Below are 22,114 nucleotides of genomic sequence, written 5' to 3' on the forward strand. Positions count from 1 at the left end.
ACCTGCGCTCAGCCGTCGAACACCGACCAGCAGATGTCGTTCCGCAATCGCTGGTCGTCGAGTACGAGCTCGCGAATCGCTTGCGGGAGTTGGTCACGCTGCCACCGGCACTCACGTCGTCCGGCTGCGTCACCCTCACCCGCGGGCGCGGCGGCACGTGCGGCCTTGATCGCGTAGGCGGCGGCACCGAGTTCGTGGGCCGCGACGTGCGCGACCGCCCCTGCCTGCCCCGCGGCGTAGGCGGCGTGCCGCGCCGCTCCACGCAGGTCCCGGGCCGCGCCCATGGCATGACCGCCCGCCGCGCGCGCCTCCATCATCTTGACTTCCCCGCGCACCCACGCGCGGGCATGCTCGATCGCCTCACGCGGTCGTGGGTCCTCGGGCCGAACCGACTCGAACAGGGTCAGAACGTGCTCCGCGCACGTTGCCGCCCACAGGGCGAGGAGCTGGTGGTCCGCGTCGGTGAGGGTTCCACCGCGGCGGATCGTCACGAAGCGAGGGTCTCGGACCTTCGGGAGGATCATGGCTCGATCTTCCATCACCTGCATGCCGCTACCGGACACCGGTGCTTGACCCTGACACAGTGACAAGGACTCGAATGGTCGACGAAGGAGGTGGTTGTCGTGAACACAACCAACCACGGTGGGCCGAATGCTCACCTCGTCGACGCTCTGACTGCGGCCGACCCGTCGGCTCGGCTGCGGGCGGCGCTCGCAGCGGGTACTCACCCCGACCCCCGATTCACGGACGCTCTCGTCGAGCGGTGTGCCGTCGAGCCGGACTTCTTCGTCCGCGACATGCTGACTTGGGCACTGTGCCGCCTGCCGGCCGAGGTGACGGTGCCGAGACTGGTGCACGAACTCGGGTCCGGTTCCGCGCAGGCCCGCAGTCAGTCGCTGCACACCCTGTCCAAGATCGGGGATCGGCTCGCCTGGCCCGCCGTGTCGGCGCTGCTGCACGACGGGCACGACGAGGTCGCGCGCAGCGCATGGCGGGCGGCCGTGGTCCTGGTGCCGCCGGGCGACGTGGCTGCGCTCGCGGCCGAACTGGTGACCGAACTCGGACGCGGCGACCATCACCTGAAGCTCAGTCTGAGCCGTGCATTCGTCGAACTCGGGGAAGCTGTTCTTCCGGTCCTCGACGCTGCCGGGACGAGTCCCGATCCACACATTCGTGCGCACGCGGATGCGACGAGGCGGCTCTGCGACGACCCCGACAGCGGATTCGCCCTCTCACTCGAGATGGCGAAACGCGTCGCAGTCGCCGGTCCCGACACGTAACAGGAGGAGATGGGATGTTGATCGGCGAGGTCTCGCGGCGGTGCGGTGTCAGCACACGGATGTTGCGCCACTACGACAGGTTGGGGCTGGTCGAACCCACCGGCCGCACGTCGGGCGGCTACCGCGAGTACTCCGCCGACGACATCCGGCGACTCTTCCACGTCGAGAGCCTGAGGACGTTGGGGCTGTCGTTGAACGACGCCAAGCGCGCACTGGACGAGCCCGATTTCCGGCCCGCCGATCTGGTGGGAGACCTCATCCGGCACACCCGGCAGCGGATCGCGGCCGAGGAGGAATTGCTCGGGAGGCTCGAACGCGTCGACGCTGTCTCCCCGGCGGAGTGGGAGGACGTCCTGCGCCTCGTCACCCTGTTGCGGGCGCTCGAATCGGAGTCCGGGGCCCGGCGTCAGCAGGCGATTCTGTCTGCGAACGGAAAGACGTCGCTGCCCGTCGAGGCGTTGGTCGAGGCCGTCCTGTCGGAGGACGACCCCAGTGTTGCCGGGGCGCTGCAGTGGTCGTTGGCGAGGATGGCCGGCCAGGGACTCGCCGAACTCGCCCACGGCCTGGACGCGGAAAGTGTCGACGTTCGGCGCCGCGCCACTACCGCGATAGCGGCAATCCACACCGAGGAGGCCGTCGAACATCTGCGCCGGGCTCTCGTCGACTCGGACGCCACGGTCCGCGGGTACGCGGCCCTGGCGCTCGGCTCTCGCGGGAACAGCGACTCGATTCCCGTCCTCCTCGAGATGGTCGTGACCGGTCGGCTCGACGTCGAGGCCGCCGAGGTGCTGGGTCTGCTGACGACCCTCTCTCCGTCAGCCGACGGCATCGTCGGGGCCCTGCAGGACACGCTCGACACCGTCGACGACGCGCCCACGCGGTTGCGGATCACGCAGGCCCTCGCCGAGATTCCCGGCACCGCGGCCCGGAAGGCCCTCACCCGGCTGACCGACGACGGCGACCGGACGATCGCGTCCACCGCGGCTGCGATCATGACGGCTCAGGATCGCGAGTAATTCCTGACACAGGATGTCAGGGTCTCGGTGCGAGCATGGTTCCAACAATCGACAGACAAGGACCTCCATGCGCGAAACACCGGAAGAGCTCGACGCACTCCAGCGGCTCCTCGACGCCTCACTGTCCCGCTCCACGCCACATCTGCGTTCGATCATCGACACCGACCGAACACTGACCGCGGTGCAGCTCACCCAGGTCGTCACCGGCATGTGCACGCTGGCGCTGTCCACCGTCACGGCCACAGGCGAACCACGGATCAGCGGTGTGGACGGGCACTTCCTGCACGGGAAGTGGCATTTCGGCACGGCGCGCGGCGCGGCCAAGGCCCGCCACCTCGCGGCCCGGCCCGCCGTCAGCGCCGCGCACATGCGCGGTGAGGACCTGGGCGTATTCACGCACGGTACGGTCGAGATTCTCAACCCACAGGACGGGGAGCCGGCCCCGGACTGGCCGGACCTGCTCGCATACTTCCAAGACTTCTACGGCGAAGACTTCTTCGACTGGGACAACGACGTGGTCTACTACCGGCTGCATCCCCATTGGATGACTGTCTACGCCGCGGATGTCGCAAAGCTTGCTGCGCAGTCGGACTAATGGCAGCGGGTCCTCGCTGACCGCACTCCGTGACCTGTCCGCGGGCCTACACGCCGGGCATCGGGAACTTCCACACTGCCACCACAACCACGCCCATGATGAGCCCGGCGTATAGAACAGTGCCAACTACTCCGACCCGCAACGTATTCAGCAGACTCGATCCCAGGTTCTCGGCGATCCGTGCCATGACAACTCTTCTCTCACATGCAGATATTTTCGATTGCCACGTCGATGACGGGCACCATCTACCTTGGACCGACTTCGACACCTGCACATTGGCCGAAATACCTACACCCATACCCGAAATTGGGTCTGGAGGCTTGGGTCTCCGCTCAGGGTCGCAACCGAATGTCCCGAGCACCAGGCTTCTCCCACAAATTTGACTGTGGCCTACGTCACACGGACGGGGTCCGAGCCGTGCCGCGCAACGGCACGCAAGACTACGAGCACTAACGGATGCACTGCAGCACAGAACAATTGACCGAAGATCCAGGACCGGCCACCTGCCGCCGGCTCGTCTCGACCGGGGCTCAGCCCCAGCCGGATCGTGCACGCACGCAGGCGCCGTCGAAATTGCACTGACTGGTCGGTATTGTGGCCGCGAAAAATAGAGCAATGGCGTGGATCACACTCCCTGGACTTCCGCGCTCCGGCTCACGAAGATCATTGATGCGCTGCTCGTTACCACGTGCAGGTTGTCCGTGTAGCGCCCCTGCCAGCTGATGTACATCGTTGGCGGGGGCTGCGCTTGGCTGCTCCACAGCATCCGGACACAACGCAATTCACTCCCGGACGTCCAGGGCATTGTCCCGTGCCTTCCACGCGTGGGTCGCGCAGCCCCCAGCACGAAAACGGGTATGTCTACCGGTCGTTCTACCGTCGTCGGATAGGTACCTCGCGAAGGAGGGTGTGGGAGTCCGACAACCCACGCACCCTGCAAGCCGAGGCCCCCAATGCACGATCAGCTCTACCACTCTCACCTTTCCTCACCTGCCGCCGCTGCGAGCAGCGCCACACCATGCACGCCGACGCCTCCACGTGCTCGTCGTGCCGCAGCGCCGAACTGAGCCGGACGGGCACCACTTCACTCCTTCACGGTTGCAATCCGCGTTCGCGTTGAACGGGTGATTGCAGACAAGCCGTATCCACTGTTCGTGCGGTTTCAGTCTTCGCCGACGTGTGGACAAGAGCGGGCTTACAGATAGCCCTTCGATTTGCGAAAGTAGAGAGAACTCAAGTGAGAAAGTTTTACGGGATTCTTGCGTGTCTCGCACTCGCCCTCGGCGCATTCCTCGTCGCGGCACCGACCGCATCAGCCACCGGTGTCGTCTCCAACGGCATCGCATGGACCGACGATCTGAACCCCGTGCCGCACCCGCCCGGCATCATCGACTTCTGCACGATGGGCGTTGTGGGTACCGACTTGCTCGGCAACAAGATCGGTATCTCCGCCGCCCACTGCGTCGACGGCACACCCGACGGTGCGCCCGTCTACCGCTATGCGCCGACCGGCCCACGGGAGCACATCGGGACATCGTGTACCGCAGTCCCGGCGGTGGGATCGGCGTCGACTGGGTGGTCATGCGCCTCAATGCTGACGCGGTACTCACGTCGAACGGTCCCAGCGCCCGGGTCGACGGGATCGGAGCCTCCAACCCGGTCGGTCCCCTTTGCAAGGATGGGGCAGGTACCGGCGTCCATTGCGGGTCGATCACCTCGCAGAACACGACACGCTTCTACAGCAATGCCCAATCCGGCGGTGGCGACTCCGGCGGTCCCGTACTTCAGAACAACGAGATCGTGGGCATGGTTCGCGGATTCGACACTGCGCTGTTGGCGTTCGAGTACATCAAGTTCACTGCCGTCCTCGACGGCATCAACGCCCAGCCCAACCCCGTCGGCAAGGGTTTCGTCGTCACCAACAGCTGACCCACGACCCAGACGCGGTCATGCTCGTCGAGATGTCCAGCAGCGATGCCTGTTTTGGACGGGCTGTTGCGGGACATCGCCGGGGTGCGGCGGGCACACAGCAGCCGCCGCGTCCCGCACGCCCCCAACCCTTACCGCGCAATCCCGACAAAACTCGCAGCCGACCCCGGCGGCGTCCACTGCCCTGTCGGAATCCGACAGGGCAATGTCACACCTCACGCAACCGACATTTGTGCCTGAGCGTCGTGGAATGCTTGCTCGATCTCGGCCGGAATCCGGCCGCGAGGTGACACCTCGTGACCCGCCCCGAGCGCCCACTCACGAATCTCCCTCGACGACTTCTTCACGGTCGTCTTCTTCGCGGTCGTCTTCTTCACGGCCGACGTCTTCGCCGACGCCGCTTTTGTCTGAACAGGCTCAGCCTGAGCGTTGTGGAAAGCTTGCACGATCTCGGCCGGAATCCGGCCGCGGGGTGACACCTCGTGACCCGCCCCAAGGGCCCACTCACGAATCTCCCTCGACGAATTCTTCGCCGGAACCTTGCTCACCACGGCCGTCTTCGCCGGAGTCTTCTCCGCGACTGGCTTCTTCACGACTGCCTTCTCCGCAGCCGGCTTCTTCGCGACTGCTTTCTTTCCGGCCGTCTTCGTCGGAGCCTTCTTTGTCGCAGCCTTCTTTGTCGCAGCCTTCTTTGTCGCGGCCGTCTTCGTCGCGGCCGTCTTCGTCGCGGCCGTCTTCGTCGCGGCTGCCTTCGTGGCAGCCTTCTTTACCGGCGCCGGTTTGACCTGGACCTTCGTCGCCTGAGCGTCGTGGAAGGCCTGCACGATCTCCGCCGGAATCCGGCCGCGAGGTGACACCTTGTGCCCCGCCCCGAGCGCCCACTCACGAATCTCCGTGGACGACTTCTTCGCCGGAGCCTTGCTCACGACTGCCGTCTTCACCGGCGCCTTCTTCGCGACCGGCTTCTTCACGGCCGTGCTCTCCGCAGCAGCTTTCTTCGCGACTGCTTTCTTTCCGGCCGTCGTCTTCGCGGCCGTCGTCTTCGCGGCCGTCTTTGTCGCAGCCTTCTTCGTTGCGACTGTCTTTGTCGCAGCCGCCTTCTTCGTAGCCGCCTTCTTTACCGGCGCCGATTTCACCTCGACCTTCGTCGCCTGAGCGTCGTGGAAGGCCTGCACGATCTCCGCCGGAATCCGGCCGCGAGGTGACACCTCATGACCCGCCCCGAGCGCCCACTCACGAATCTCCCTCGACGAATTCTTCGCCGGAACCTTGCTCACCACGGCCGTCTTCACCGGCGTCTTCTCCGCGACCGACTTCTTCACGACTGCCTTCTCCGCAGCCGGCTTCTTCACGACTGCCTTCTTTCCGGCCGTCTTCGTCGCGGCCGTCTTCGTCACGGCCGACTTCTTCGCCGGCGCCGCTTTTGCCTGAACCGGCTTTGCCTGAGCGTCATGGAATGCTTGCACGATCTCGGCCGGAATCCTTCCGCGGGAGGATACTTCGCGACCCTCCGCGATCGCCCACTCGCGAATCTCCTTGGTTGTCGTCTTTGTCGAACCGTCAGAAATCCTCGGGGATACCGCCATGCTGTCTCCTTTTTCGCCGGGCAATCGTCGAACGCACACACTAACTGCAGGCGGCATTTCCCGGTAATCAAGAGACTCACCCGAACTAAGATTGCAACATCTCAGCCCGACGCTCATCCGCGCAGGACCGCCCGATCTTCTTGGCCGTTTCTACTCCACACTCGTTTTACCACGCTTCAGGTAGGACGAGTGCGCTTCACCCCGATGATTTCCCCGCCGCACCCATACAATACATCGGCGGCTGCGGCATCAATCGTCACCATCAACACATTCGGTGCGATGAGGCGAACGCCCACGGCTACTTCACATAGGTGGTGCCGCAAAGTACGGGCGGCGCAGCATTTCCCTCACCCGGGTACTCGGACAGCAGCGCTCGGGAACTTCGGCAGCGCAGTCGGCGATCACCGGGGCGCCCGCCTGTGCGGCAGCTGCGCGCTCGACGCGGGAGTGCATTTCTTCTGAATTCCGTTCTCCGCATTTGATTCTCATATTTCGCTACGACATTGGACACTTTCCCGCACCATCGACAACCTGGCGGGACCGCATCGCTTCTGCCCTTTCGGGACGCCCCATGCGTCCTCACCACCACGAAATCACTTGCCTCCGCGCCGACGTGTCAGAGTCAGCTCTCCTGAGTCCAATCTGCGCGGTGCGGCTCGAGGAAGGACTGCGTCGACCACTTCCCTGATCGGGCCGATTGCCTCAATCTTCTTTTGTCCTGCACTGAACACCCGAACGGATGGCATCATCGACCGCTTTCTTGGAAACTCCGACTACGCGGAGCAGGTACTTCAAGTTCTGACGACGTGGCATCGAGCAACACCTGCCCCGGGATCGATCTCGGGATTCGACCTTCGCTTGTCGAGGCTCAATATGCTGGTTCGCGCCGACAACAGTGTCATCCTCGACTTCCACCGTGCGCGTGGTACAGCACCGTCGACGCTGTGTTTCTCGGCAATTTCTCTCGGCATGATACGACCGGATGACCGGCGCCGCGGTCCACGAGGTAGTCGTCGCCCGAGAGGCGACCACTACGTCCGTGAGCGCGAAGATGGCCCCCTGGACAGAAATCATGGAAGTGTCGCTGCTGAAGTCGACCTGCGGGACTGCCCCGTGTCGAACCTGCTCGGGCAGGAAGGGCAGGGCTTCGGACAGATGAGCGCGCAGCTCGTGCAAGAACGACTGATCATCGGCGCCCAGGCATCCGGCGCCACGCGCCGCGCGGTCGAGGACACCGTCGACTACACCAAGCCACGGCAGGCATTCGAGCACAGCCTCTTCGAATTCCAGAACACCGCGTTCGAACTCGCCGAATGCCAGCGCACCTGCGAGGTGTTCCTCGACCGCTGCATCACCGAACACCTGGCCGGCCAGCTCGACCCCGCCATGGTCAAATACTGGCCCACCGAACAACAGTGCGCCGTCATCGACCGCTGCGTGCAACTGCACGGCGGCTACGGATACTTGCGCGAATACCTCATCGCCCGGATGTACGAACACTCCCGCGTCCAGAAAATCTACGCCGGCGCCAACGAGGTGATAGAAAGCATCATCGCGAAATCGCTGTAGAAATCGCCGCCGGAGGCAGTTCCCCGGACACGTACAACGACACCGATTGTGGAACCTTGACCGGCACACGTCGGCGCCTGTCTTCGTCCGCTAGCGGATCGGCTTGCGGCGACGGCAGGCGATTGACCCGGCGGGGCGCCTGGGGATCAGCGGCTGGTGCGGTAGGCATCTCGGCGGTGGGCGATGTCGACGACCGTGACAATCCGCTGTTCGTCGTTGATGCGGTAGATGACACGGTAGGTGCCCCGCCGTGCGCTGTGGCGGTCATCGAGCGGGGGCTGAAGCCGTTTTCCCACGCGTTTCGGATTGTCGAGAAGAGGGCCGACGATGAATTTGTGCGCCGCGAAGGCCACGGCCTCAGGCAGGTGCTGAGCGAGCTGACGTCGAGCCGTTGGAGCGATCACGAGCGTGTAGCGGTCTTGCTCCTGATTCACGCAGGGTGCCTGCGTCGCTCGCTCATTACCTTCGTAAGCTCGGCCTCGGACTCGCCTTCACCGCGGGCAAGCTCCGCGTCGGAAGCCGCGAGCCGCTGGAGGGTGTCGGGGTCGGACAGGATCGCGATTGTTTCCTCTAGTGACTCCAGGTCCTCGGTGGCGATGAGCACAGCCGAGGGCTGACCGTGCACCGTGACCGTGACGCGCTCATGCTGGGCGTTGACACGCCCGACCAGCTCGGACAGGTGCGCCTTCACCGCGGCAAGTGACATCACCGTTTCCATAGTCATAAGTATGACCATATCGGTGGCAGGTGTCGAGGACAGGTTTCACTGGGCCCCCATCCCCCTTGCATCAAACCTGTGAACCGCAATTGCGCATCGGTGGGTCAACCTCGTGTGTTCGACCGCGACTTTCACAACCGCGCCATCGCAACCCAACCTTTGACTTCAAGTACTTGAAGTTCTTAGCGTTTATGACGTGAGTGCACGAACCACCCCACGCGTCTACACGATCAAGGACGCGGCCGCTCTGACCGGACTTCCGGCCAGCACGCTGCGGTACTACGAGTCGGTTGGGGTGATCGCGCCGATCAGCCGTGGGGAGAGCAGTAGGCACCGGGTCTACGACGAGGACGACCTGGGCCACCTGTTGGCGATCGCCTGCCTGGCGGCGACCGGGATGTCGGTCAATGATATGAAGGCGTACGTCGCCAACGGGCAACTCGGGGCCGCGGCCGCGGCCGCGCAGATCGAGTTGCTGACCGAGCGCCGGCAGCAACTCGAGATCGAGGCCCGGCAGATCGCACTGCGTCACCGCTACGTCGACATCAAGATCGACTACTGGCAGGCGATCGACGCCGGCGACGAGCCCCGCGCTGCGCTCCTCGCAGCCGAGGCGAGCGCACTCGCAGACGAACTGCACAACACCAAGAAGCGGTAACCCCGCCTCCAACCCCACGCCCGATCGGCCATCCACTGATGCGCCACCGGTCACTCGACCCTGCCCGCTCACCACCACTGTGACCACCACAGAAGTTAGGAAGATTTGCCATGCGTGTTCACGCGTACGCCGCTCCCGCCGCCGGCCGGCCGCTCGCCCCCACCACCATCGAGCGCCGCGACGTCGGCCCTCACGATGTCCTCATCGAGATCCAGTACGCCGGCATCTGCCACTCCGACATCCACACGGTCAACGGCGACTGGGGCCCGCAACCCTTCCCGGTCGTGCCCGGCCACGAGATCGTCGGCATCGTCGCCGAGACCGGCGCCGACGTCACCCGCCACCGGGTCGGTGACCGCGTCGGCGTCGGCTGCATGGTCAACTCGTGCGGCGACTGCATCAACTGCCGGAACGGCGACGAGCAGTACTGCGTCCACGGCATGGTCCCCACCTACGCCGGCACCGACCGGGACGGCACCACCACCCAGGGCGGCTACTCCACCCACGTGGTCGTCGACGCCGACTACGTTTTGTCCGTCCCGCAGAGTCTGGATCCGGCCGCCGCAGCCCCGCTGCTCTGCGCCGGGATCACCACCTACGCCCCGCTCCGCCGCTGGAGTGCCGGCCCCGGCAAGAAGGTCGCCGTCGTCGGCCTCGGGGGGCTCGGACACATGGCCGTCAAGATCGCCCACGCCCTGGGCGCCGACGTCACCGTGCTGTCCCAGACCCTGAAGAAGCAGGAGGACGGCCTGCGCCTCGGCGCCGACGCCTACTTCGCCACCTCCGACCCCGCCACGTTCGACCAGCTCGCCGGACGTTTCGACCTCATCGTCAACACGGTCAGCGCCGCCATCGACCTCAACGCCTACCTGGGCCTGCTCGCCGTCGACGGCACCCTGGTCAACGTCGGCGCCCCCGCCGAGCCGCTCAGCCTGAACGTGATGACGCTGATCGGCGGCCGCCGCAACTTCGCCGGGTCGATGATCGGCGGCATCGCACTGACCCAGGAGATGCTCGACTTCTGCGCCGAACACGGCATCGGATCCGAAGTCGAGGTGATCCCCGCCAACCGGATCAACCAGGCATACGAGCGGGTCCTCGCCTCGGACGTCCGATACCGGTTCGTCATCGACACCGCCACACTGAACTAACCCCGACGTGAGCGCCCGCCACACACATTGTGCGGCGGGCGTTCACGACCACAACCCATCGTGCACGCGAGGAGCGCACAGATCAGCCTGCCGAAAAATGTTGCAAAATAGCAGTATTCAGACGGAGTGCCCGATCGATTGAATTGGCTCAACGTCCACCGAGGCGAATCTGCGGCGTGAGGGGCGCATCGTCGCGCTCTGTCTGACCGTGCCGGCAACGGCACTCGCCGAGGGTGGCGCCACCGTCTGCCGGTATCCCGGTCGTGCTGTGGGGCTCGGCACCGTCCTCGAATTTCCGCTGGCCATCTCCGCCGCGATGCGGCCACCACAACCCGTCCGGTCTAATGAGCAACGTCGACGGATCGTCCCATACCGAAACCGAGTGCCCCTGAGCGATACGTTCGATCGGCCAAGTAATTGCGAGGATTTTCGTCCGATCTGCTGATCACACGGGTGTGGTGATCGTCTTTAGTTGCAGGAGCTTCGTATGAGGCACGTCACGTGCCTTCCGAAGTCCCGGTCCTGCGGAGAACGACGAAAGGGAGCCCCCATGTCCATCGCCGAATTACCCGACCAACTCTCGCGGCACACCGATTCGACCCGGACCGGCCGGTCATGAGCAGCGCACCGGGCCTGAAAAAGGCGCTCAGCCAGCGACAGCTGACGATGATCGCCATCGGCGGTGTGATCGGTGCAGGCCTGTTCGTCGGATCCGGCGTCGTCATCTCCGACACCGGCCCCGCGTCCTTCATCACCTACGCCGCCAGCGGCATCTTGATCATCATGGTGATGCGCATGCTGGCCGAGATGGCCGTGGCGAACCCGTCGACCGGTTCCTTCGCGGACTATGCGCGCACCGCACTCGGTAACTGGGCCGGCTTCTCGGTCGGCTGGCTGTATTGGTATTTCTGGGTAATCGTCGTCGGCTTCGAAGCGATCGCGGGCGCCAAGATCATCCAGTTCTGGATCGACGTCCCGTTATGGTTGTGTGCCCTGGTGCTGATGGTCCTGATGACCGCAACCAACCTGTTCTCCGTCTCGTCCTTCGGCGAGTTCGAATACTGGTTCGCGGGCGTGAAGGTGTTCGCGATCTGTCTGTTCATCGGGCTCGGCTCGCTCTTTGTGTTCGGCATCTGGCCGAACAAGACGATGGACTTCTCCAACCTGTGGTCCCATGGCGGCTTCCTGCCGCACGGTCCCGCCGCGATCACTGTCGGCGTGGTGACGGTGATCTTCTCGATGGTCGGCGCCGAGGTCGCGACGATCGCGGCTGCCGAGTCGGAGAACCCGGAGAAGGCGGTCGCCAAGGCCGCCAACTCGGTGATCATGCGCATCGCGGTGTTCTTCGTCGGCGCGGTATTCCTGCTGGTGACGATCCTCCCCTGGAATGACACGGAACTGGCGGCCTCCCCCTTCGTCGCCGCGATGACCGAGATGGGCATCCCCTACGCCGACAACATCATGAATGCCGTCGTGTTGACGGCGGTGCTGAGCTGTCTCAACTCCGGGATGTACACCTCCTCGCGCATGCTGTTCGTCCTGGCGGCGCGCCGCGAGGCGCCGCCTCGACTCACCCGGGTCACCCGGCGCGGCGTGCCGGCCGCCGCGATCCTGGTGTCCTCGGTGGTCGGATTCCTCTGTGTCATCGCCGCCGCGGTCTCCCCGGACACCGTGTTCACGTTCCTGCTGAACTCGAGCGGCGCGATCATCCTGTTCGTCTACCTGCTGATCGCGATCTCGCAGATCGTGCTTCGTTTCCGCACCCCGGATTCCGAGTTGCGCGTGAAGATGTGGTTGTTCCCGGTGTTGTCGCTGCTGACCACTGCGGCGATCCTCGGCGTGCTGCTGCAGATGTACCTGGAAGACAGCGCCCGGTCGCAACTGGTGCTGAGCCTGCTGTCCTGGGCTGTGGTCGTGGTGCTGTTCCTCGCCAACAAGTGGTTCCTGAGTCGTCGCCAGCCCGTCGAATCGCCCCTCACAGCGGCGAAAGTGTGACGGGTACTCCTGCTCGCGAATCAGACGGACGCTCCCACCCGCCATAGGCCACCAGCACTGTCCAACGCGCCGTCGCATAGGAACATGCGACGGCGCGGTCGGCGTCGAGAACATGCAACGTGCCGTCCGCGCGGAGATCGACGACATGGTCCGGGCCGTACTCGTCGATCCGGGTGTCGGATTGGATGGCGAACCCTCGCGTCATCCGCGGCCGACCATCGTCCGCACCTGCCGGGCCGCGACGGACAGCGTCGACAGGTCGGCCGGGTGGGCTGCGAAGATCTCGGTGAGGATCGAGCGGGCGCGGGCCAGCCGGGAGGTGTTGGTGGCCTCCCAGTCGGTGATCTTCTCGGCGGCGGTTTCGGCGGATGCCGAGCCGGAGAGCACGTCCAGGCACAGCAGCCGCATCGAGCCGTACACGTCGTCGCGCAGGGCCAGCCGTGCCAGGGCGTTCCAGCGGCCGGTGTCGTCGAGGCCGGAGATGGCGGTGAGCAGGTGATCGAGACCGAGGTGCGCGTTGAGGGTGTAGTACAGCTCGGCGACCTCCTCGAGTTCCCGGCCTTCTAGGTCGGCGACGTCGATGATGTCCATCGCGCAGAACCCGTGCAGCAGACTGAGCACCGCGGTGGCGTGGCGTTCGTCGGCGCCGCGGGCTACCAGTTGCGCTGTCCGGGTCTGCACGACCTCCGCGTCCGGGCCCTGCAACCAACCCGGAACCTTCGGCAGCAGGTGCTCGAAAGCCTTGCCGTATCAAATGATCTCGGCTCCGATGGCGAGCGGCTGCGGCCGGTGGTGGAGCAACCACCGCGACAGCCGGTCGAGCAGCCGCCGCACCTCCGCCGTCATGGCATCGGACACCGCGGCATTCGGTGTGCCCGTGCGGATCCGGGAAATCAGTGCGGGGAGATCGGCGATCGCGCTGGCAGCCGTGTAGGCGCGGACGGCGTCGACGGCGGAGGCGCCGGTGTCTTCGCAGAGCCGGAACACGTAGGTGATGCCTCCGGTGTCGACCACCTCGTTGGTGATCACGGTCGCGATGATCTCGCGGCGCAGCCGGTGGGTGCGGATCGCGTCCGGATAGTCCTCCCGCAACCGGGCGGGGAAATACCCGAGCAGGCGGTCGGTGAAGGCATCCCCGTCGACGAGGTCGCCGGCCAGCAGGTCCGCCTTCAGCGCGAGTTTGACGTGCGCGGTGAGGGTCGCCAATTCGGGCGAGGTCAGCCCTCGCCCCTGCGTGCCGCGCCGTTCCAGCTCGTCCTCGCCGGGAAGGGCCTCGAGGGTGCGGTCGAGGCCGCGCTGCGCCTCGAGCGCCCGGATCTGGCGGGCGTGCACCCGCAGCTTGGCGGCCGCGGTGGCGCGGCTGGTGCCGAGGAGAGCGTTCTGGTCGACGTTGTCGGCCAGAACGAGTTTCTCGACGTCGTCGGTCATGCTCTGCAGCAATCGGTTCCGGGCGTCCGGGTCGATGCGCCCGATGGAGACGAGTCCGTCGAGGAGGATCTTGAGGTTGACCTCGTGGTCGGAGCAGTCGACGCCGGCGGAGTTGTCGAGGGCGTCGGTGTTGATCCGGCCGCCGGCGAGCGCGAATTCGATGCGGCCGAGGGCGGTGGCGCCGAGGTTGCCGCCCTCGCCGATCACCTTCGCCCGCACCTGCCCGGCATCGACGCGGACGCCGTCGTTGGCCTTGTCCCCGACCTCGAGATGCGTTTCGCGGGCGGCCTTGACGTAGGTGCCGATCCCGCCGTTCCACAGCAGGTCCACGGGGGCGCAGAGGATGGCCCGGATCAGGTCCTGCGGCGACAGCCGGGTCACGGTCGAGTCCAGGCCCAGTGCCTCACGCATCTCCGCGGAGACGGGAACCGATTTGGCGGCGCGGTCGAACACTCCTCCGCCGGTGCTGATCCGGTCGGTGTCGTAGTCGTCCCAGGACGAGCGGGGCAGCGCGAACAGCCGGGTCCGCTCCCGGTACGAGGTGACCGGATCCGGGTTCGGATCGACGAAGATGTGCCGGTGATCGAACGCGGCGACGAGCCGGATGTGCTCGCTGAGGAGCATGCCGTTGCCGAAGACGTCGCCGCTCATGTCCCCGACTCCGGCGACCGTGAAGTCCTGGTTCTGGGTGTCGAGACCCATCTCCCGGAAGTGCCGCTTGACGCTCTCCCACGCGCCCTTGGCGGTGATGCCCATGGCTTTGTGGTCGTAGCCCACCGACCCGCCCGACGCGAACGCGTCACCGAGCCAGAACCCGTACTCGGCGGCGACGGCGTTGGCCTCGTCGGAGAACGTGGCGGTGCCCTTGTCCGCGGCGACCACCAGGTACGGGTCGTCACCGTCGCGGCGCAGCACCCCGGTCGGGGGCACGGTCGCACCCGTTTCCGGATGGACGTTGTCGGTGACGTCGAGCAGCGCACCGATGAAGGCGCGGTAGCACTCGACCGCGGCCGCTCGGAACGCTTCCCGGTCGACGACGGGATCCCCGGTGGGGGCCGGTGGCCGTGTGACGACGAAGCCGCCCTTGGCGCCGACCGGGACGATGACGGCGTTCTTGACCGCCTGCGCCTTGACCAGGCCGAGGATTTCGGTGCGGAAGTCCTCGCGCCGATCGGACCAGCGCAGCCCGCCGCGGGCGACGGCGCCGAAGCGCAGGTGCACCCCCTCGACGCGCGGGGAATAGACGAACACCTCGAACCGCGGTCGCGGCTGCGGGAGTTGGGACAGCACAACGGGTTCGAGTTTGAGGGCCAGGGCGGGCGAGCGCCGGACTCCGTCGCCGGTGCGGTAGTAGTTCGTGCGCACGGTGGCCCGCATCAGGTCGAGGTAGGCGCGCAGGATCCGGTCTGCCTCCAGGCTGACGACCTCCTCGACGGCTCCGCCGATCTGCTCGGCAATGGCGGTGCTGTCGAGGCTCGGATCGGCGGCGGGGTCGAACAGGGCGGTGAACAGGTCGATCAGTGCCGCGCAGGTGCGGGGGTTGTCGGCGAGCACGGCGGCGATGCGCTTGGTGCTGTACGGGAATCCGATCTGCCGCAGGTACTTGGCGTAGGCCCGCAGCAGCGCCACCTCGGTCCAGGTCAGGCCGACCGACGCGACGAGGGCGTTGAACGAGTCGACTTCGGCCGTGCCGGACCAGGCGGCGACGAACGCGTCGCAGAAGCGGCGGGCCAGGGTGCCCGGCTCCGCCGAGTGCTGTTCTCCGGCGACGGTCGCGGAGATGTCGCCCGGCCCGGCGGAACGGAGGGTGAACTCGTAGATCCAGGTCGACAACCCGTCGGGGCGGGTCACCGGGTACGGGCGTTCGTCGAGTACCTCGACGCCGAGGCTGTGCAGAATCGGCAGGATGTCGCTGAGCGAGACCCGTTCCCCCGCGACATACAGGGTGAAGCGCAGTTCGGTGTGGTCGCCGGCCGGCCGGGTGGAGAGCGCCACGTCGACGGCACCCGCCGCTAGGGCCTCGAGGCGGGCGATGTCGGCGGCCGCCCGTGGAGCGGTGAAGTCGTGTTTGTAGGTCGCGGGCAGCCGGTGTGTGTAACTCACACCGACCGACGCGGGCACTCCGGCGCACTCGCGCAAGTGGTCGTGGAGCGCGTCGTCCCAGCTGCGGCAGACCACCGCCAGCCGGGACCGCACCTGTTCTTCGACGACGCTCCAGTCAGAATGGACGTCCAGCGCCGCGTCGGTGCGAGTACGAAGGGTGAAATGCACCAGGGCGAGCGGGTTCTCGGTGACCCGCACCGTGTGATCGACGGCGGTGCCGGGGAACTGTTCGAGCAGGGCGCGCTGCATGCCGGTGCGCACCGCCGTGGTGTAGCGGTCGCGGGGCAGGTAGACCAGGGCGGAGAGCGACCGATTGTCGTCTGCTGGTCGCAGGAACAGCAGCAGGTCCTTGCGTTCGGCGGCACCGAGAACGGCCACCGCGGTGCGGTGCAGGGTGTCTACGTCGAGGGCGAACAACTCCGGCCGCGGGTACGCCTGGACGATTTCCAGCAGTGTCCGTCCGGTGTGGGAGTCGAGCCGGTAACCCGCCCTTGTGATGACCTCACGAACGCGGTCCGAGAGAGCCGGGATGTCGAGGACGTTTTCGTGCAGCGCGGTGACGGTGAACAGTCCGAGGAAGCGGTGTTCGCCCAGCACCGCCCCGGTGTCGCCGATCTCGGGGACCGTGATCAGGTGTGGGTGCAGCCCAGGGGAACTGGTGGGGAATTCGGGCGCCTGGGCGACCGTGAGCAGGGATTGCGTCGAAGCCTCCAGAGTGATCGTCACCGGGGTGGTGCGGAACGCCCCGAGTTCGTCGGCGGTGTCGGCGCCGCGGCCCTGGAAGTGGTAGCCGAGGAAGGTGAAGTTTCCGTCGCGGAGCCAGCCGAGCAGGTCGACGCTGTCGGTCAGTTCCTGCCGAGTCCACGGCGCGGGCACCGAGGACGCCGCGGCCAGTGACGCGGCCACCCGCTGAACACGTTCGAGCGTGGCGGGCAGGTCCGCGGCGATGTTCCGGAGGGCGGTCAGTGCCTGCGCGAGATCGGCCTGCAGCTGCTCGGCCCGCGAATCCTCCATCGGGGCAGCCAGTTCGAACCGCATCCAGGATTCGGTCGTCGCCTCCTGTAGGTCTGCGGCGACGTCGAGTAGCGTGCCCGTCTCGTCTCGGATCACCGGGACGACGGGATGAAGCAGTCGAGTGATCATCCCTTCGCCGGATTCCACGACGCCGCTGAGCGCATCGACCAGCAGCGGCATGTCGTCGGTGACGATGAGCACGACCGGAAGACGGCCTGCGGAGTGGTAGTGCACGATGTCGGTGCCGGGGAGACGCCTCGCTGCGAGGTCGAGATGTTCGCGCACGACGGTGTCCGCGGCGGCGTGATCACCGGGTGCCGTGTGGGGGAAGAAGGCCGTTCGAAGGCTTTCGAGGGTCGCGGGAATCGCCGCGGCCGGACCCTCACGTTTTCCGGAATGCACCGACATACTCACCGGGAGTTCACCGTTCCTTCGTCGAGGTCCACGCACGCGGCGCCGTTGCCGCGAACTGGTGCCAGTCAGTAAACCGACCGCGCCCCTCGAAGTATTGGGCACGAGGTGAGAAAAGGACTCCCGGATTTTGTTCTCTCGGCCAACTCTCAGGGGGCGGTGGGATTCGCATCGCCGCGGCGCCGCAAAGCGAGCTGCAGTTCGAACAGCATCCGGTCGGAGGCGTCGTGCAGGTCGATACCGACGATCTCCTCGACGCGGCGAATCCGGTAGCGCAGGGTATTCGGATGTATTTGCAGGACAGCGGCGGCCGCGCGGACGTCGCCGTGTTCCGCGAGATAGGCCTCAGCGCTGTCCTGCAGGTTCGACGCGTGCTTGTCGTCGTAGTCGACGAGGGCGTCGAGCCGCGGGTCGTGCAGGTCCCGGTGCTCGGCGAGGAGGTCGAGGATCTCCCCGAACAGCACCGCGGTGCGCGATTCGGCGAGCGTGGTCACCCGGCCCTCGGGGAAAGTCGCGGCGGTGCCGTCGAGAACACGGTCGACCTCCACCCGCGCTCCGGCGACCTGCCCCAGATCAGGCACCGGGATCGCGATCGCGGCACGCAGGGCGATCGACCGCTTCGTCTCGAACTGCTCGACGAGTTGCCGGGTCCAGGTGGTCACCGACTTCGGGCTCGTGTAGCGCGGGAGCAGCACGTAGGCGCGCTCACCGATGATCGTCGCGACAGAATCGCGGCGAAAGGAACTGGCCTGCAGGCGCAGCATGCTGCCCAGTTCCGTGAGGCGGCCGCCGCCGGCGGTCTCGGTGGCACTGACAGCGAAACCGACCACCGCCGCCGGTCCGGTCGCCGACAGGTTCAGGGCACTGACCACGGACGGGACGTCCACACCACCCCCGCGGGCCCCGAACAGCCGCTGGATCAGCAGGCCCTCGGTGGACGGCGCGTTGAGACTGCGGGAGATGATCCGCGCGGCGATCGCGGACGCGCCGCGCAGCACGTCTTCGGCGTCGTCGGAGAACGGCGCCACCCCCTGTTGCAGCCAGATGGACCCGAGTGTGCGCGCCGAGGTCGTGGCATCCTCGGAGGCCTGCCGGATGCTGACCACCAGCCGCCGCTTCGTGCCGAGCTTGCGGTGGGCCGGCACGTCGATCACCTCGTCGCTGTTGCGGAGACGGTCGAAAACCCCCCACCGCTGCAGTGCCCGCAGGTAGTCGCGGGGTCCTTCGCGGCCGAGGATCGACAGCGTCCGCAACTCGTCGGCGGCCTCGTCGGAGGCGGAGTAGGCCAGCACGTGCGATTGCGCGTCCTCGATCGACACCATGCCGCCGGCGTTCTGGGCGACGATCTGGGCCAGCCCGAACAGGTCGGTGTCGGTGGCGAGCAGATCCGGATCGCCCAGTCCCGTGCTGCGGCGGGAGCGGTCCAGCATGCGCTGCACCAGCGGGAACACATGGTCCCAGCGGGCCTTCGGGTGCACGGCCACCAACGCGACCCCGGCGCGGCGTGCCGCCGCCTGCAGTGCCGTCGAGGTGGCCGCATTCTTGGACATCACCGCCTGTGCCCGATGGTCTGGTGGTCGGAGGGCAATGTCGTCGAACCAGCGCACGGCCTCCGCTTTGCCGATCCCGACGTGCAGGTACAGATCCGGCAGCGGAGATTGCGAATCGGTCTCGGTGGCCAGGTCGGAACTGTCGACCAGCGCGACCGACGACAGCGCGATCTCGGTGCCTGCCGGCGCGTCGATCAGTTCGACGACCGACGTGTCGAGGGCGCTGAGAAGCTCACGCAGCGTGATGCTTCCGGTGGCACGGCCGGACGGCTCGGTTGAACCCGTGCGGGTTCCGCCTTCAGAATTCACGGGTCGATCTCCACTTCGGGATCGCAGGAACGGTTTGGCTGACAGTACAACTTCAATGATAGAGATTTGTTCAGCTGGCTCATACATTCGGCGACGTGCTGGTGTTGACTACGGCTAGTTCGTTGCGGCGGCCGTCTTCGCCGCCACATCCCGTAGGAGGTTTTCATGGACGCCATCACCACCACCCCGCAGCCCGTCAACGAGCCGGTGGGGTCCTTCACACCCGGGAGCCCGGAGCGGGCGCGGCTGCAGGCGAAGCTGTCCGAACTCGGGTCGAACCCGACGGAGATCCACCACGTGATCGGCGGGGCGCACCGCCGCGGCGCCGGCCCGGTGATCGACGTCGTCCAGCCGCACCGGCATGCCGCGGTGCTCGGTACCTTCACCAACGCGGGCACCCAGGACATCCAGGACGCGGTCGCCGCGGCCACCGCCGCTGCCCCGGCGTGGCGGGCACTCTCCTTCGAGGACCGCGCCGCGGTGTTCCTGCGCGCAGCCGATCTCCTGTCCGGCCCCTGGCGCGAAACCCTCGCCGCCGCAACCATGCTCGGACAGTCCAAGACCGCGTACCAGGCCGAGATCGACACCCCCTGCGAACTCATCGACTTCTGGCGATTCAACGTCCACTTCGCCCGCCAGATCCTCGCCGACCAGCCGATCTCCTCCCCGGGGGTGTGGAACAAGCTCGAGTACCGCTCCCTCGAGGGCTTCGTCTACGCGATCACCCCGTTCAACTTCACCGCCATCGCCGGCAACCTGCCCACCGCACCCGCACTGATGGGCAACACGGTGGTGTGGAAGCCGTCGCAGACGCAGGCCGTCGCCGCGTACTGGACGATGAAACTGCTCGAGGCCGCCGGCCTGCCGCCCGGCGTGATCAACCTCGTCAACGGCTCCGGCGCCGCGGTCTCCGACGTCGTCCTCGCCGACCCGCGCCTCGCCGGAATCCACTTCACCGGTTCCACCGCCACCTTCCAGCACCTGTGGCAGCAGGTCGGCAACAACATCTCGAACTACCACTCCTACCCCCGACTGGTCGGCGAGACCGGCGGCAAGGACTTCGTCCTCGCCCACAGCTCCGCCAACCCCGACACCCTCACCACCGCCCTGATCCGCGGCGCCTTCGACTTCCAGGGTCAGAAGTGCTCCGCCGCCTCCCGCGCGTTCGTCCCGAAGTCGGTGTGGGCGAAGATGGGCGACGACTTCATCGAGAAGGCATCGACGCTGAAATACGGTGACGTCACCGACTTCTCGAATTTCGGCGGCGCCGTCATCGACAAGCGCGCGTTCGACCGCAACGCCGACGCCATCGCCCGCGCCAAGGCCACCCCCAGCCTGACCATCGCCGCCGGCGGCCACGTCGACGACAGCGTCGGTTACTTCGTCGACCCCACCGTGCTCCTCGGGGACGACCCCACCGACGAGGCATTCCGCACCGAGTACTTCGGACCGATCCTGTCCGTACACGTCTACGACGACTCCGCCGCCGGATCGTTCGAGAAGGTCCTCGACCTCGTCGACAAGGGGTCCGCGTACGCGCTGACCGGGTCGATCATCGCCGACGACCGCACCGCGATCGCCCAGGCCACCGACGACCTGCGGTTCGCGGCCGGCAACTTCTACATCAACGACAAGCCCACCGGCGCCGTCGTGGGACAGCAGCCGTTCGGGGGCGCCCGCGCGTCGGGCACCAACGACAAGGCCGGCTCCCCGCAGAACCTGCTGCGCTGGGCGTCCGCACGCACCATCAAGGAAACGTTCGTCCCCGCCACCGACCACCGCTACCCGCACCAGGCGGCCGACACCTCCGAGGACATCTGATGGCATTCTCCGCCCTGCTCCGCCCCGCCCTGCTGGCCGCCGCACGTTCGCCCCGGATGGAGCGCACCGTCACCAGGATCCCGGTGACCCGCAGCCTCGTCGACCGGTTCGTCGCCGGCGAGACCGAGGACCAGGCGATCGCCGCGACCACGTCGATTCTCGACTCCGGCCGCTACATCAGCATCGATCATCTCGGCGAGGACACCACCGATTCGGCGCAGGCCGACGCCACCGTGTCGCACTACCTGGCCCTGCTGTCCGATCTTGCGGCCCTCAGCCAGAAGACGGCGTCGACGTCACCGGCCTCGGTGCGCAATGTCGAGGTCTCGTTGAAGCTGTCCGCCCTGGGCCAGTTCCTGCCCCGGGACGGCCACAAGGTGGCCCTCGAGAACGCGCACAAGATCTGCACCGCCGCCGAGGAGGCCGGCGCGTGGGTGACCGTGGACGCCGAGGACCACACCACCACCGACTCGACACTGTCGATCGTCCGCGAACTCCGCAAGGACTTCCCGTCCCTCGGCACCGTGCTGCAGGCGTACCTGAAGCGCACCGAGGCCGACTGCCGGGACCTGTCCGGCCCGGGATCGCGCATCCGGCTGTGCAAGGGCGCCTACAAGGAACCCGCCTCGGTGGCATTCCAGGGCAAGGAGGCGGTCGACGAGGCCTACCTGCGCTGCCTGCGCATCCTGATGAACGGTCAGGGCTACCCGATGGTCGCCTCCCACGACCCGGCCATGATCGAGGCCGCCCTGCAGCAGGCGAAGGCCAAGGGCCGCACCGCCGACGAGTTCGAAATCCAGATGCTCTACGGCATCCGCGACGCCGAACAACTCCGCCTCATCGGTGAGGACAAGCATCTGCGGGTGTACCTCCCCTACGGCGAGCAGTGGTACGGCTACTTCATGCGCCGACTCGCCGAACGCCCCGCCAACCTGACCTTCTTCCTCCGGTCGTTGATGTCACACAACTAAGCATTCCGTT

The 22,114-nt window shown here is 66.5% G+C and carries 14 protein-coding genes and 3 pseudogenes; 10 read left to right on the forward strand and 7 right to left on the reverse strand.

Features of this window, described 5'->3' with window-relative positions:
- Window positions 1–8: 8 nt before the first annotated feature.
- Window positions 9–524 (reverse strand): putative immunity protein, encoded by a 516-nt coding sequence (locus tag ROP_RS14530; RefSeq protein ID WP_043826559.1) that lies wholly within the window; start codon window positions 522–524, stop codon window positions 9–11.
- Window positions 525–614: 90 nt separating this feature from the next.
- On the opposite strand from ROP_RS14530, the gene ROP_RS14535 reads away from it, so the two are divergent.
- From ROP_RS14535 to ROP_RS44100, 4 genes are all read left to right on the forward strand, one after another.
- Window positions 615–1,280 (forward strand): HEAT repeat domain-containing protein, encoded by a 666-nt coding sequence (locus tag ROP_RS14535; RefSeq protein ID WP_012690139.1) that lies wholly within the window; start codon window positions 615–617, stop codon window positions 1,278–1,280.
- A gap of 14 nt (window positions 1,281–1,294) precedes the next feature.
- Window positions 1,295–2,296 carry a HEAT repeat domain-containing protein gene (locus tag ROP_RS14540; protein ID WP_012690140.1) on the forward strand — a complete coding sequence of 334 codons (1,002 nt, stop codon included), beginning with the start codon at window positions 1,295–1,297 and terminating at the stop codon, window positions 2,294–2,296.
- Between the two features lie 67 nt (window positions 2,297–2,363).
- Entirely contained in the window at window positions 2,364–2,891 is a 528-nt protein-coding gene (locus ROP_RS14545; protein ID WP_012690141.1) for a pyridoxamine 5'-phosphate oxidase family protein, read from the forward strand.
- Between the two features lie 1,536 nt (window positions 2,892–4,427).
- Window positions 4,428–4,820: a hypothetical protein gene (locus ROP_RS44100; protein WP_012690142.1), complete on the forward strand. Its 393-nt coding sequence runs from the start codon at window positions 4,428–4,430 to the stop codon at window positions 4,818–4,820.
- Window positions 4,821–5,035: 215 nt separating this feature from the next.
- Here the strand turns inward: ROP_RS44100 and ROP_RS14565 are convergent, their stop codons facing one another.
- Window positions 5,036–6,523 (reverse strand): Lsr2 family DNA-binding protein, encoded by a 1,488-nt coding sequence (locus tag ROP_RS14565; protein ID WP_231868915.1) that lies wholly within the window; start codon window positions 6,521–6,523, stop codon window positions 5,036–5,038.
- Window positions 6,524–7,513: 990 nt separating this feature from the next.
- Here ROP_RS14565 and ROP_RS14570 point away from each other — a divergent pair.
- Window positions 7,514–7,975 (forward strand): annotated as a pseudogene (locus tag ROP_RS14570) (acyl-CoA dehydrogenase family protein); the annotation flags it as partial.
- Between the two features lie 146 nt (window positions 7,976–8,121).
- On the opposite strand, the gene ROP_RS14575 reads toward ROP_RS14570, so the two are convergent.
- Entirely contained in the window at window positions 8,122–8,409 is a 288-nt protein-coding gene (locus ROP_RS14575) for a type II toxin-antitoxin system RelE family toxin (RefSeq protein ID WP_012690145.1), read from the reverse strand.
- Window positions 8,406–8,699: a type II toxin-antitoxin system Phd/YefM family antitoxin gene (locus tag ROP_RS14580; protein ID WP_197535754.1), complete on the reverse strand. Its 294-nt coding sequence runs from the start codon at window positions 8,697–8,699 to the stop codon at window positions 8,406–8,408. Before ROP_RS14580 ends, ROP_RS14575 begins: the two co-directional genes overlap by 4 nt.
- Before the next feature lie 190 nt (window positions 8,700–8,889).
- Here ROP_RS14580 and ROP_RS14585 point away from each other — a divergent pair, with 190 nt between their 5' ends.
- The 3 genes and pseudogenes from ROP_RS14585 to ROP_RS14595 all read left to right on the forward strand — a co-directional run.
- Window positions 8,890–9,351 (forward strand): MerR family transcriptional regulator, encoded by a 462-nt coding sequence (locus ROP_RS14585; protein ID WP_012690147.1) that lies wholly within the window; start codon window positions 8,890–8,892, stop codon window positions 9,349–9,351.
- A gap of 110 nt (window positions 9,352–9,461) precedes the next feature.
- Window positions 9,462–10,502 (forward strand): NAD(P)-dependent alcohol dehydrogenase, encoded by a 1,041-nt coding sequence (locus tag ROP_RS14590; protein ID WP_012690148.1) that lies wholly within the window; start codon window positions 9,462–9,464, stop codon window positions 10,500–10,502.
- 615 nt (window positions 10,503–11,117) lie between these two features.
- A pseudogene (locus tag ROP_RS14595) lies at window positions 11,118–12,494 on the forward strand (amino acid permease); the annotation flags it as partial.
- Here ROP_RS14595 and ROP_RS42555 read toward each other — a convergent pair.
- The 3 genes and pseudogenes from ROP_RS42555 to ROP_RS14605 form a co-directional block, all read right to left on the reverse strand.
- Window positions 12,478–12,702, reverse strand: coding sequence for a hypothetical protein (locus ROP_RS42555; RefSeq protein WP_148222470.1), 225 nt, complete (start codon window positions 12,700–12,702; stop codon window positions 12,478–12,480). The pseudogene ROP_RS14595 and the gene ROP_RS42555 sit on opposite strands and share 17 nt — an antisense overlap.
- A pseudogene (locus ROP_RS14600) lies at window positions 12,699–17,450 on the reverse strand (NAD-glutamate dehydrogenase). The gene ROP_RS42555 and the pseudogene ROP_RS14600 overlap by 4 nt, the downstream one beginning before the upstream one ends.
- A 152-nt stretch (window positions 17,451–17,602) precedes the next feature.
- Complete coding sequence (locus tag ROP_RS14605; RefSeq protein WP_012690152.1) at window positions 17,603–19,312, reverse strand: PucR family transcriptional regulator; 1,710 nt, start codon at window positions 19,310–19,312, stop codon at window positions 17,603–17,605.
- Window positions 19,313–19,477: 165 nt separating this feature from the next.
- Between ROP_RS14605 and pruA the strand changes: the two genes are divergently transcribed.
- Window positions 19,478–21,133 carry an L-glutamate gamma-semialdehyde dehydrogenase gene (gene pruA, locus ROP_RS14610; protein ID WP_012690153.1) on the forward strand — a complete coding sequence of 552 codons (1,656 nt, stop codon included), beginning with the start codon at window positions 19,478–19,480 and terminating at the stop codon, window positions 21,131–21,133.
- Window positions 21,133–22,104, forward strand: a complete 972-nt coding sequence (locus ROP_RS14615) for a proline dehydrogenase family protein (protein WP_012690154.1) — start codon at window positions 21,133–21,135, stop codon at window positions 22,102–22,104. Before pruA ends, ROP_RS14615 begins: the two co-directional genes overlap by 1 nt.
- Window positions 22,105–22,114 lie beyond the last annotated feature (10 nt).

The organism is Rhodococcus opacus B4, from assembly GCF_000010805.1.
Classification (GTDB): Bacteria; Actinomycetota; Actinomycetes; order Mycobacteriales; family Mycobacteriaceae; genus Rhodococcus_F; species Rhodococcus_F opacus_C.

Bases quoted from the DNA above. Each gene is read 5' to 3' on its own strand.
- ROP_RS14530 (WP_043826559.1), bottom strand. From the start codon at position 524: ATGATCCTCCCGAAGGTCCGAGACCCTCGCTTCGTGACGATCCGCCGC.
- ROP_RS14540 (WP_012690140.1), top strand. From the start codon at position 1,295: ATGTTGATCGGCGAGGTCTCGCGGCGGTGCGGTGTCAGCACACGGATG.
- ROP_RS14545 (WP_012690141.1), top strand. From the start codon at position 2,364: ATGCGCGAAACACCGGAAGAGCTCGACGCACTCCAGCGGCTCCTCGAC.
- ROP_RS14565 (WP_231868915.1), bottom strand. From the start codon at position 6,523: ATGAGCGTCGGGCTGAGATGTTGCAATCTTAGTTCGGGTGAGTCTCTT.
- ROP_RS14580 (WP_197535754.1), bottom strand. From the start codon at position 8,699: ATGACTATGGAAACGGTGATGTCACTTGCCGCGGTGAAGGCGCACCTG.
- ROP_RS14590 (WP_012690148.1), top strand. From the start codon at position 9,462: ATGCGTGTTCACGCGTACGCCGCTCCCGCCGCCGGCCGGCCGCTCGCC.
- ROP_RS42555 (WP_148222470.1), bottom strand. From the start codon at position 12,702: ATGACGCGAGGGTTCGCCATCCAATCCGACACCCGGATCGACGAGTAC.
- pruA (WP_012690153.1), top strand. From the start codon at position 19,478: ATGGACGCCATCACCACCACCCCGCAGCCCGTCAACGAGCCGGTGGGG.
- ROP_RS14615 (WP_012690154.1), top strand. From the start codon at position 21,133: ATGGCATTCTCCGCCCTGCTCCGCCCCGCCCTGCTGGCCGCCGCACGT.